The 13,101-nt window shown below is 65.5% G+C and carries 5 protein-coding genes; all 5 read left to right on the top strand.

The genetic code is table 11. The features are described 5' to 3' along the window. Window positions 1–60 precede the first annotated feature (60 nt). The 5 genes from rpoB to QUD34_RS13275 all read left to right on the top strand — a co-directional run bounded on the left by rpoB (window position 61) and on the right by QUD34_RS13275 (window position 12,875). Complete coding sequence (gene rpoB, locus QUD34_RS13295; RefSeq protein ID WP_286354196.1) at window positions 61–4,455, top strand: DNA-directed RNA polymerase subunit beta; 4,395 nt, start codon at window positions 61–63, stop codon at window positions 4,453–4,455. A 42-nt stretch (window positions 4,456–4,497) separates the two neighbouring features. After that, entirely contained in the window at window positions 4,498–8,721 is a 4,224-nt protein-coding gene (gene rpoC, locus QUD34_RS13290) for a DNA-directed RNA polymerase subunit beta' (protein WP_286354195.1), read from the top strand. Window positions 8,722–8,895: 174 nt separating this feature from the next. Then, entirely contained in the window at window positions 8,896–9,483 is a 588-nt protein-coding gene (locus tag QUD34_RS13285; protein ID WP_286354194.1) for an SCO family protein, read from the top strand. Next, on the top strand, window positions 9,480–11,186 hold the full coding sequence (locus QUD34_RS13280; RefSeq protein WP_286354193.1) for an ABC transporter substrate-binding protein: 1,707 nt from the start codon (window positions 9,480–9,482) through the stop codon (window positions 11,184–11,186). Before QUD34_RS13285 ends, QUD34_RS13280 begins: the two co-directional genes overlap by 4 nt. A 63-nt stretch (window positions 11,187–11,249) precedes the next feature. Beyond that, complete coding sequence (locus QUD34_RS13275; protein WP_286354192.1) at window positions 11,250–12,875, top strand: Kelch repeat-containing protein; 1,626 nt, start codon at window positions 11,250–11,252, stop codon at window positions 12,873–12,875. Window positions 12,876–13,101 lie beyond the last annotated feature (226 nt).

Raw genomic sequence — 13,101 nt, 5'->3', positions numbered from 1 at the left:
CGTCTCATGTCGCCGCGTGTCGTCCATAGAAGGTTCCGCCAACTGCATCTGGAGCGAACCATGAGTGTTCAGCAGAACATCTACCGCCAGCGCCACAACTTCTCGAAGATCCGGTCCCTGGTTCCCATCCCCAACCTGATCGACATCCAGAAGCGCAGCTACGACGAGTTCCTCCAGATGAACCTGCTCCACAGCGAGCGGGAGACGCGCGGCCTCAAGGCCGTGTTCGAGTCGATGTTCCCCGTGCAGAACGGCAAGAATCCCGACGGCAGCGACGCCACGCTGGAAGTCGAGTTCCTCGACTACACCGTGGGTCACTGGGCCTGCAAGTGCGAAAAGTACCTGGGCCTCGAGCACCTCCGCACCCAGTGCAAGCAGTGCGGCCACAACATCGTGTCGGACCACCCGAAGGATCCCACGGTGGACTGCCCCAAGTGCGGCACCCGCAACAAGAACGCAGCGACCATCTGTGATGTGTGCCAAGAGCCCGTCTCGATGAAGCAGAAGATGGGCATGGACGAGTGCGTCGAGCGCGGCGCCACCATGGCCGCCCCTCTGAAGATCCGCGTGCGCCTCAACCAGTTCGACCGCGACGACAAGGGCAACCGGCGCTTCAAGCAGAGCCAGGATTCGGAAGTCTACTTCGGCGACCTGCCGATCATGACCGACCGCGGCACCTTCATCATCAACGGCACCGAGCGCGTGATCGTGAGCCAGCTGCACCGCAGCCCCGGCGTTTTCTTCAGCATCGCGCCGGACAAGAGCCTCTACAGCGCCCAGATCATCCCCTATCGCGGCTCCTGGATCGAGTTCGAGCTCGATTCCAAGGGCCTGCTCTACGCCCGCATCGACCGCAAGCGCAAGTTCCTGGGCGCCACCTTCATGCGCGCCCTCGGCCTGTTCAGCGAAGACCTGAACTCCAATGAGCCCATGCTTCGGCACTTCTACACGCCGGCGACCTTCTTCCTCAAGAAGGGCAAGCTGAGCGTGGCCCTGAGCGACCTGCTGGCGGGGCGCAAGCTCGGCGAGGCCGTGAAGCACCCCAAGACCAAGGAAGAGATCCTCGCCAAGGACAAGAAGATCACCCGCCGCGTCCTCGAGCAGATGGAGAAGGCCGGCATCAAGGATGTGCCGGTCGAGCGCGAGATGCTCGACGGCGCCGTGCTGCTGCAGGATGTGGTGAACATGGGCACCGGCGAAGTGCTCATGGAGGCCAACGAGCCCTTCCTCCAGACGCACCTCGAGATGTTCCTGGCCAATGATGTGCAGTCCTTCGATGTCTTCTTCCCCGAAGCGGACGCCACTGGCAAGGTCTTCTCCGAGACCCTGGCCAAGGACCACACCGAGGACAGCGAGGAAGCCGCCAAGGAGCTCTTCAAGAAGATCCGTCCCGGTGAGCCGGCCACGCTGGAATCCAGCAAGAAGCTGCTCTACGGCATGTTCTTCGACGGCCAGAAGTACGACCTCAGCAAGGTGGGTCGCCACAAGATCAACGCGAAGCTGGGTCTGAACACCGACCTGGAATTCCGCACCCTGGGCACCGACGATTTCATCCGGACCGTCCACTACCTGCTGCGCCTCAAGAAATACGACACCACCCGCCAGGACATCGGCGAGATCGCCCCCGTGCGCGCGGACGACATCGACCACCTGGGCAACCGCCGCGTGCGGTCCGTGGGTGAGCTCCTCGAGAACGGCTTCCGCGTGGGCCTCGTGCGTGTGCAGCGGGCCATCAAGGAGAAGTTCAGCATCGCGCAGGACCCCAACAGCCCCCTGCAGGCCCACGACCTGATCAACAGCAAGCCGGTCATCGCGGCGATGAAGGAGTTCTTCGGCAGCAGCCAGCTCTCCCAGTTCATGGATCAGACCAACCCGCTGTCCGAGATCACCCACAAGCGCCGCCTCTCGGCTCTTGGACCGGGCGGCCTCAGCCGCGACCGCGCCGGCTTCGAGGTGCGCGATGTGCACACCTCGCACTACGGCCGCATCTGCCCCATCGAGACCCCGGAAGGCCCGAACATCGGCCTCATCAGCTCGCTCTCCTGCTATGCCCGCATCAACGAGTTCGGCTTCATCGAGAGCCCCTACCTCAAGGTGGAGAACGGCCGCATCGTCCACTTCGCCAAGGTCACCAGCGTGGGCGACTCCAAGTTCGGCTACATGGATGTGGTCCGCCTCGAGGATCTGGAAGACGAGAACAAGAAGCTGACCAAGGGCGGCAAGCGCCCCGCGAAGTACGAGATGCACGCCTTCTACCTCTCCGCCTGGGAGGAGGACGAGCATGTCATCGCGCAGGCCAATGTGCCCGTCGACAAGGACGGCGCCATCACGGAAGAGGATGTGACCGTCCGTGTCGCCGGCGAGACCAAGATCGTCTCCCGCGACAAGGTCACGCTCATGGATGTGAGTCCCAAGCAGGTGGTCTCCGTGGCCGCTTCGCTGATTCCCTTCCTTGAGAACGACGACGCCAACCGCGCCCTCATGGGCGCCAACATGCAGCGCCAGGCCGTGCCCCTCATCCGCACCGAGGCCCCCATCGTGGGCACCGGCATGGAGTATGTCGCCGCCAAGGATTCCGGCGCCTGCGTGGTGTGCCGCCGCTCCGGCATCGTCGAGACCGTGGATGCCAACCGCATCGTGGTGCGCGTCGAGGACGATCCCGAGACCGAGGGCATCGAATCCGGGGTGGACATCTACACCCTGGTGAAGTTCGCCCGCAGCAACCAGAACACCTGCCTCAACCAGACCCCCCTCGTGAAGAAGGGCGAATATGTCACCGAGGACCAGATCCTCGCAGACGGCCCCTGCACCGACCACGGCGAACTGGCCCTGGGCCGCAACCTCGTCGTGGCCTACATGCCCTGGCGCGGCTACAACTTCGAGGACGCGATCCTGATCTCCGAGCGCGTGGTGAAGGAAGACCTCTACACCACCATCCACATCGAGGAGTTCGAGGTCCACGCCCGCGACACCAAGCTGGGCCCCGAAGAGATCACCCGCGACATCCCCCAGGTCCGCGAGGAGGCCCTCAAGAACCTCGATGACAGCGGCATCATCCGCACCGGCGCCACCGTCAAGCACGGCGACATCCTGGTGGGCAAGGTCACGCCCAAGGGCGAGACCATCCTCAGCCCCGAGGAGAAGCTGCTCCGCGCCATCTTCGGCGAGAAGGCCAGCGATGTGAAGGACGCCAGCCTGACCGTGCCCCCCGGCATCGAAGGCACCGTGGTGGACATCAAGGTCTTCACCCGCAAGGGCCAGGAGAAGGATCTGCGCACCCAGCAGATCGAGCGCGACCAGATCGCCAAGTGGGAGAAGGATCTCTCCGACGAGGAGCGCATCATCCGCGCCGAGGCCAAGAAGAAGATCGTGACCCTGCTGAAGGGCAAGGAACTTTCTGAGGCCCTCACGGACGACAAGGGCCAGAAGGAACTGCTGCCCAAGGGCAAGAAGCTCACCCAGAACATGCTCGAGGCCGTGTCCTACCACCGCTTCCGGCAGGTGTCCGTCGCCGCGGGCAAGAACCGCATCGAGACCGAGGTGCTGGACATCCTCGACAAGACCGAGAGCCAGCTCAAGGTCCTGCGCGACATCCTGAACGAGCGCATGGAGCGCCTGCTCAAGGGCGACGAGCTCATGCCCGGCGTCCTCAAGACCGTGAAGTGCTATGTGGCCGTGAAGCGCAAGCTGCAGGTCGGTGACAAGATGGCCGGCCGCCACGGCAACAAGGGCGTGGTCAGCCGCATCCTCCCCGTGGAGGACATGCCCTATCTGCCCGACGGCCGCCCCGTGGACATCGTGCTGAACCCCCTCGGCGTGCCTTCCCGTATGAACATCGGCCAGGTGCTCGAGTGCCACCTCGGCTGGGCCGGCAAGACCCTCGGCGTCCACTTCTCCACGCCCGTCTTCGACGGCGCGCGCGAAGCCGACATCAAGGGCTTCCTCACCCAGGCCTGGGAGAAGAACCACAAGCTGGGCCCCGATGTCACCGGCAAGACCAAGCTCTTCGACGGCATGACCGGCGAGGCCTTCGAGCAGCCCGTGAATGTGGGCTGCGTCTACATGCTCAAGCTGCACCACCTCGTGGACAACAAAATCCACGCCCGGAGCATTGGACCCTACAGCCTCATCACCCAGCAGCCCCTCGGTGGCAAGGCCCAGTTCGGCGGCCAGCGCTTCGGCGAGATGGAAGTCTGGGCGCTCGAGGCCTACGGCGCGGCGCATGTGCTGCAGGAACTCCTCACTTACAAGTCCGACGACATGCACGGCCGCACCCAGATCTACCAGGCCATCATCAAGGGCGAGACCATCAAGGATCCCGGCCTCCCCGAGAGCTTCAACGTCGTGAAGAAGGAACTCAACGCGCTCTGCATCGATGTCGAGATGCTCACCCGCGAAGAGCTGGATCCAGGCCTGACGGAAGAAGAGCCCGTCGCCTTCTCCATCGAAGGCTGATCTCCTTCCGCATTCCTTCCCGACGAATCCTGAGAGGTCCCCATGTATCCTGAGCAGCAGAACATCAACGCCTACGAGTGCATCCGGGTGTCCCTGGCCAGCCCGGACAAAATGCGCTCCTGGTCCAAGGGCGAAGTCACCAAGCCCGAGACGATCAACTACCGCAGCCTGAAGCCCGAGCGCGACGGCCTCTTCTGCGCCCGCATCTTCGGGCCCGTGAACGACTGGGAATGCCTCTGCGGCAAGTACAAGCGGCAGAAGTTCAAGGGCGTCACCTGCGACAAGTGCGGCGTCGAAGTCACCAAGAAGTCCGTGCGCCGCGAGCGGATGGGCCACATCCAGCTGGCCAGCCCGGTCAGCCATGTCTGGTTCTTCAAGGGTGTCCCCAGCCGCATCGGCTACCTGCTGGACATCCCCCTGAAGGACCTGGAGCGCGTGCTCTACTTCGAGGCCTATGCCGTCACCGAGTCCGGCGGCACCAGCCTGAAGGAAGGCGAGATCCTCAATGAGGACAAGTTCCGCGAGTACCGTAGCCTCCACGGCGAGGGCTTCAAGGCCCAGATGGGTGCCGAAGCCATCAAGGAACTGCTCAAGCAGGTCGACATCGAGGCGCTCACCATCGAGCTCCGCGACCTCATGAAGAAGGAAACCTCCACCCAGAAGCGCAGCAAGATCGCCAAGCGCCTCAAGGTGGCCGAGTCCTTCCACCGCTCCGGCAACAAGCCCGAGTGGATGATCCTCGATGTGGTGCCCGTGCTGCCCCCCGAGCTGCGCCCCCTGGTGCCCCTCGACGGCGGACGCTTCGCCACCTCCGACCTGAACGACCTCTACCGTCGCGTCATCAACCGCAACAACCGTCTCAAGAAGCTCCTGGAGCTCAAGGCTCCCGATGTCATCGTGCGCAACGAGAAGCGCATGCTGCAGGAGGCCGTGGACGCCCTCTTCGAGAACGGCAAGCGTGGTCGTCTCCTGCGCGGCGTCAGCAACCGCCCCCTCAAGTCCCTCAGCGACGCCCTCAAGGGCAAGCAGGGCCGGTTCCGTCAGAACCTGCTCGGCAAGCGCGTGGACTACTCGGGCCGTTCCGTCATCGTGGTGGGTCCCGACCTAAAGCTGCACCAGTGCGGCCTGCCCAAGAAGATGGCGCTGGAGCTCTTCAAGCCCTTCATCTTCAACCGGCTCGAGCACAAGGGCTACGCGGCCACCATCCGCCAGGCCAAGGAAATGGTCGAGGAGGGGCGTCCCGAGGTCTGGGATGTCCTGGAAGAGGTCATCAAGGACCACCCGGTCCTGCTGAACCGCGCCCCGACCCTGCACCGCCTCGGCATCCAGGCCTTCCAGCCTGTGCTGGTGGAAGGCAAGGCCATCCGCCTGCATCCTCTGGTCTGCACCGCCTTCAACGCCGACTTCGACGGCGACCAGATGGCTGTGCATGTCCCCCTCAGCCCCATGGCCCAGATCGAGGCCAAGGTGCTGATGATGTCCACGCAGAACATCCTCAACCCCGCCAACGGCCGTCCGAATGTGGTGCCCTCCCAGGACATCGTGCTGGGCGGCTATTACCTGACCAAGAAGCGCTTCGGCCGCAAGGGCGAGGGCATGGTCTTCGGCAATGTCAACGATGTGGTGGCGGCCTACGATGCCGGCGTGGTGGACACCCACACCATCATCCAGCTCCGCTACACCGGCGAGTGGGTGGATACCGAGGCCTGGCACGCGAAGGATCCCAAGAAGAACTCCGAGCAGGAAGTCTTCGAGGCGCCCGCCGAGACCGTGAAGAACGCCATCAAGACCACCACCGTGGGTCGCGTGCTCTTCAACCGTGCGCTGCCCGCCGAACTGCCCTTCATCAACGGCCTGCTCAAGAAGGAGGGCCTGCTCTCCCTCGTGAACCGCGCCTACAAGCTCAACGGGCCCGAAGTCACCATCCGCATGCTGGACGCGATGAAGGACTCCGGCTTCCAGTGGGCCATGCGCGCCGGCGTGTCCGTGGGCATCGACGATCTCGTCGTGCCCGACACCAAGGGCAAGCTCATCAAGAAGGCCACGGAAGATGTCCGCGCCATCGAGAAGGAGGCCTATGAGGGCCGCCTCGACTCCTCCACGCGCTACAACCGCATCCTGGAAGTCTGGGGCAAGACCAGCGACCAGGTGGCCAGCGACATGATGAAGGAACTGGAAAAGAGGAACGAGAACGACACCTTCCTCAATTCCATCTACATCCTGGCCGACTCCGGCGCCCGCGGTTCCAAGACCCAGATCCGCCAGGTCGCCGGCATGCGAGGCCTCATGGCCAAGCCCAGCGGCGACATCATCGAGACGCCCATCACCGCGAACTTCAAGGAAGGCCTCTCGGTGCTGCAGTACTTCATCTCGACCCACGGCGCCCGCAAGGGACTCGCGGACACCGCGTTGAAGACGGCCGACTCCGGCTACCTCACCCGTAAGCTGGTGGATGTGGCCCAGGATGTCATCGTGAACGAGGACGATTGCGAAACCCTCGGCGGCATCGAGGTGGAAGCCATCGTCAACAGCGATGGCACCATCCGCTCCCGCCTGCGCGACCGCATCATGGGCCGCGTCTGCCTCGAGGACATCGTGGATCCTTACGATCCCACGATCGTCCGGGCCCCCGCGGGAACCCTCATCTCCGAGGACCTGGCGTTCAAGATCGAGACCAGCGGCATCCCCAAGGTCAAGATCCGCTCCACCCTCACCTGCGAGGCGCGCCGCGGCATCTGCGCCAAGTGCTACGGCCTGAACCTCAGCACCGGCCGTCTGGTGGATCTCGGCGAGGCCGTGGGCGTCATCGCCGCCCAGTCCATCGGTGAGCCCGGAACCCAGCTCACGATGCGTACCTTCCATGTGGGCGGCGCCGCCAGCCGCACCTCCGAAAAGAGCACCCACGAGGCCCAGATCGCGGGCGTCGTGAAGTACGAAGGCCTGCAGGGCAAGACCGTCGTCAACCGCAAGGGCGAGATCGTGGCCCTCACCCGCAACGGCTACCTCCTGGTGACCGATGCGGACGGCAACGAGCGCGAGCGCTACAAGATCACCTCCGGCGCCATCCTGAAGGTCAAGGACAAGGAGACGGTCGAGCCCCGCACCGTGCTCGCCGAGTGGGATCCGTACAACGATGTGCTGCTCACCGAAGTGGGCGGCATCGCGGACTTCAAGGAATTCGAAGTCAATGTGTCCTACCAGGAAGAGAAGGATCCGATCTCCGGCAACTTCCGCAAGAAGGTCATCGACCCCACGGACGACAAGATCCACCCCCACATCAACATCAAGGGGGACAACCACAAGGTGCTGAAGCGCTACAACATTCCCACCGGCGCCTATGTCGAAGTGGAAGAGGGCCAGGAACTGCTGCCCGGCGATGTCATCGCCAAGACCAGCCGCCAGCAGGCCAAGACCAGCGACATCACGGGCGGCCTGCCGCGCGTGACCGAGCTCTTCGAAGGCCGCAAGCCCAAGGAACCCGCCATCATCAGCGAAGTCACCGGCATCGCGAAGTACGGCAACCGCGTCCGCGGCAACCAGAAGGTCGTGGTTGAAGCGGAGACGGGCGAGAAGGGCGAGTACCTGATCCCCCGCGGCAAGCACATCCAGGTGCAGGACGGCGACGAGATCCGCGCCGGCGAGAAGCTCACCGAGGGCGCCGTCAGCCCCCACGATCTCCTCAAGGTCCAGGGCGATCGCGCCCTCCAGGCCTTCCTCGTCAACGAAGTGCAGGAGGTCTACCGGGCCCAGGGCGTGGTCATCAACGACAAGCACATCGAGGTGATCATCCGCCAGATGATGCGCTGGGTCCTGATCACCGATGTGGGCGACACCCCGCTCATCGTCGAGGAGAAGGTGGACAAGCACCGCTTCAAGGAGATCAACGAGCAGGCCCTCAAGGACGGCGGCACCCCCGCCACCTGCGAGCCCCTGCTGCTCGGCATCACCAAGGCCGCGCTGACCTCCGAGAGCTTCATCTCCGCCGCCAGCTTCCAGGAGACCACCCGCGTCCTCACCGAGGCCGCCCTGGAAGGTCGCGTGGACTACCTGCGCGGTCTCAAGGAGAATGTCATCCTGGGCCGCCTGATTCCCGCGGGCACCGGCATGGCCCACTACCGCAACCTGGAGATCGAGGAGGGCGAGTATCCCGAGCCCACCTTGAACGAGTTCCAGGGCGGCGAGGACTTCGACGACGAATACGCCCGCATGGCGCAGCATGTCGAGGAACTCCAGGGCATGACCGAGATCGACGGCGAAGACCTGTAGCCTCCAGAGGCCTCCCGGAAACGGCCCGCTTCGGCGGGCCGTTTCTCGTTTGACCCTGATCTGGCCCGAGGCAATTGCGCGGATTCATGGTGTGATGTAAAAAATCACTCCAATGACCTGGTCTGGAACCGGGTCCATCGTGTCGCCGCCGCAGGATCCAGGGAGAACCGAGGCATGAACGGACGCAGGAATCGACTCGGAGCCCGCATCACCGGGCTGATCTTTGTGAGCTGGGCCGCCTTGCCCGGGCCCCTGTCCGCCCAGGCCCCTCCGCCCTATACGCGCACCCTCGAAGGCTACGCGGTGCCCGAGGTGACCCTGGTGAACCAGGAGGGGGCCAAGGTGAACCTCAAGGCCATGCTGGAATCCGGCGAGCCCGTCATCGTGGACTTCATCTTTGGCACCTGCACGACCATCTGTCCGGTCTTGTCCGCGGGCTACGCCAACCTGCAGACGAAGCTGCCGGCGGGTTCGAAGGTGCACCTGGTCTCCATCTCCATCGACCCTGAGAACGACACGCCCAAGGTGATGCGCGACTACCTCAAGCGCTACCGGGCCCGGCCGGGTTGGGACTTCTTCACGGGCAAGCGGGAGGACATCGACAAGGTCATGCGGGCCTTCAACGCCTACATCCCGAATAAGATGTCCCACTTCCCCCTGACCAACATCCGGGATCCCAAGACCGGCAAGTGGATCCGCATCTTCGGCCTCATGAGCTCTTCGGAATTCGTGGCCGAATGCCGCAAGGCGGGGATCCTGTGAGCGGGCCGAGGCTGAAGCCCCTCCTGAAGTCCACCCTGAAGGGAACCTTCGCCATGGCCCTGGGCCTGATTGTCCTGGCGGCCTCTGCGGCCGGACTCGGGGCCGCACCCGGAGACAAGGCCTCGGCCGCCCTGGCCCAGGGCGAGCGCATGTACCGCGAGGGCCTCCTCCCCTCCGGCGAGCCCATGCAGGCCGTGGTGAGCGGCGATGTCCCCGTGGCCGGAACCTCCTTCACCTGCGTGAGCTGCCACCTGCGGGGGGGCCTCGGCTCCTGGGAGGGCGGCATCGTCACGCTCGCGACCAACGGGGCGCGGCTTGCCCTGCCGCGCTACTGGAAGTTCCCGAACCTGAGCCCGGAGGAGCGGAAGGACCTGAAGCTCCAGAACCCGCCCGCCCGACCCGCCTACACGGATGAAGCGCTGGCCCATGTCCTCCGGACGGGCATCGATCCCGGCGGTCGGGAGCTGCATCCCATCATGCCCCGCTACTACCTGAAGGACCCGGACATGGCCCTTCTGATCAAGTATCTGCGCTCGCTCTCGGCCCAGCTGTCGCCGGGGGTGGATGCCACCACCATCCGCTTTGCCACGGTCATCACGGACGAGGTCAGCCCGGAAGACCAGCAGGCCATGCTGGTGCCCATGAACAACTATGTGGCCCGGCACAACCAGATCTCCAACGGTTTCGGCAACCGCATGTACCTGGGCGTGGGCGGCAACGAGATGAGCGGCAGCTACCGCAAGCTCGCCCTCTCCGTCTGGCGGCTGAAGGGGGCCCCGGACACCTGGACCCGCCAGTTGGAGGCCTACCTCGCCAAGGAGCCGGTCTTCGCCCTTCTGGGCGGGATCTCCTATGGGGACTGGAAGCCCATCCACACCTTTTGCGAAAGCCGCCAGCTGCCCTGCCTCTTCCCCCTCACCGACCTACCGGTGGTCTCCGACACCGACTGGTACACCCTCTACTTCTCCAAGGGCTACTACCAGGAAGGGCAGGCGGCGGCCCGCTACCTCCACGGGGCGGCGGAGTCCACGCCGTCGCGGATCGTGCAGGTCATTCAGGACGGTCCGGAGGGGCGCGACCTGTCGGCGGGATTCCGCGAGACCTGGCAGGAGCTGGGGCAGGGGGCTCCGAAGGAGATCCGGTTGGCGAAGGGGGAGACCCTCAGCCCGGCCGCCCTCCGCAGCCTGGTCCAACAGGAGAAGCCCACCGTGATCCTGCTGTGGACAGGCCCGGGCGCCTTCGAGGCGATCAAAAGCCTGGCCGGACAGCCCGATCGGCCGGGGACCGTCTTCATGTCCTCCCGCCTGCTCGGCGCCAAGGCGTACGCCCTGCCGGAGCAGGCCCGGACCTTCACCTGGCTCACCTATCCCTACCGGGATCCCAAGGATGAGCCCAGCGCCTCGAAGTACGCCGATAGCCTGCTGGCGGGCCTGACCGAGCGCCACCCGGAGACGCGGATCTCCACCCGGACCTACTCGATGATCCAGATCCTGCGTCAGGGCCTCATGGACATGGACCGGAACTTCTACCGGGACAACTTCATGGACCGCCTCAGCATGCAGCGGGACCAGGTCCTCCCGGACTACCTGCGCCTCAGCTTCGGCCCCGGCCAGCGCTACGCCTCCAAGGGCTGCTTCATCATGCAGCTCGGCCCCGGCCCCGAGCCGCGGCTCATCCGGAAGAGCGAATGGGTGATCCACTAATCGGAAACCCCGTATGATCTATCCTTCTTCCGTGGTGCTCTCCTTCTTCTGACCGGGGTGTTCATGCGTGCGATCGGGCGCGGGTTGTGGGCGATGTTCCTTGGCCTGGCCCTGCTCGGGCTGGGGTGCCGCGAGACGGTCGAGCTGCCCACGGGCCTCAGCTACGGCACCAACCCGGCGATCTACACCACCGGCACGGCCATCGCGCCGAACAGCCCCACCCATGGCGGCGGCGCCATCGACGCCTACTCCGTGAGCCCCGCCCTGCCGGCGGGCCTGGCCCTCGACACCAAGTCAGGCGTGATCTCCGGGACGCCCACCGCCGCCTCCGCCGCCGCCAGCTACACCGTGACGGGCACCAACGGCGCCGGCAGCGCCACGGTGAGCCTCAGCATCACCGTCAACGACCCCATCCTTCCCATCACCATCACCACCCAGCCGGCCGACCAGTCCATCGTGGTGGGCCAGACGGCCACCTTCACCGTCGTGGCCACGGGCACGGGCACCCTCACCTACCAGTGGCTGAGGAACGCCGTCGCCATTTCCGGCGCCACCTCCGCCTCCTACACCACACCGGCCGCCGTCCTGGCGGACGATGCCAGCACCTTCAGCGTCCAGGTCTCCGACGCCTTCGGCGGCAGCGTCACCAGCAGCGCGGCCAAGCTCACGGTGGTGGCCAAGGGCGGCCCGGGCACTTCCCTCGTGACGGGCAGCCTGGTCGCGGCCCGAGCCTTCCACACGGCCACCCTGCTCGCCAACGGCAAGGTGCTGGTGGTCGGGGGCTATGACGGGACCTTCAGCCTCGCCAGCGCGGAGCTGTACGACCCAACCACGGGGACCTTCAAGGCCACCGGGAGCCTCGTCACGCCCCGGCAGTCGCATACGGCGACCCTGCTCGCCAGCGGCAAGGTCCTGATCAGCGGGGGCAGCAGCTTCGGCACGGCCCTGGCCAGTGCCGAACTCTACGACCCGGCCACCGGGACCTTCACGGCCACGGGCAGCCTGGGGGCGGCCCGATCCGACCACACGGCGACCCTGCTCTCGAATGGCAAGGTGCTGGTGGCCTGCGGGCGCAACCTGGGCTCGTACCTCGCCACGGCCGAGCTCTACGATCCCGCCGCGGGCACCTTCGCGGCTACGGCCAATGCGCCCCTCGCCAGCCGGGCCACCCACACCGCCACCCTCCTGGCCAACGGCAAGGTCCTCCTGGCCGGCGGCTTCCGGTCCAGCTCGCTGGCGACGGCCGAGCTCTATGACCCGGCCACCGGGACCTTCACGGCCACGGGCAGCCTGGCTTCGGCCCGGGCCTACCACACCGCCACCCTGCTGCCGAACGGCAAGGTGCTTGTCGTCGGCGGCGCCGCGACGCTCGTCACCGAGCTGTACGACCCCGCCACGGGCGCCTTCGCGGCGTCGGGCAGCCTGGTCACGGCCCGGGACCACTGGCACACGGCCGTCCTCCTGCCCACAGGCACGGTCTACATCGCCGGTGGCGTCGGGGCCGGCTCGCCGGGCGCGGTGCTCTCCGCCGCCGAACTCTTCGATCCGGCCACGGGCCTCTGCACCGCCACGGGCCCCATGACGGCCCTGCGCGAGGCGCATACGGCCACGGCCCTTCCGGGTGGGAAGGTGCTGGTCGCGGGTGGCGGTGGCTTCGGCTACCTGGCCAGCGCCGAACTCTATTACTGATCCCGGGCCCTTGCGGGCCTTCGCGATGAGCGGGTCGCCTTCCCGAGCCTGAGAGGGTCGGGTCGGATGACCCGCATTTACATGATTCCTACCCATCCGATGGGGGGAACTCCCCATAGGTATGGATCCGGTTTCAGCTGAACCTTTCATTCACCTACGACACATCGTCGCACCCGGCCCGTTTTCAGGGCTGTGAGGGCTGACGGCTCTACCTGGTCTTCGCCGT

The organism is Geothrix oryzae, from assembly GCF_030295385.1.
GTDB lineage: Bacteria > Acidobacteriota > Holophagae > Holophagales > Holophagaceae > Geothrix > Geothrix oryzae.
Note: the sequence above shows the minus strand (reverse complement) of the source record. Positions and strands in the feature narration are given on the sequence as shown.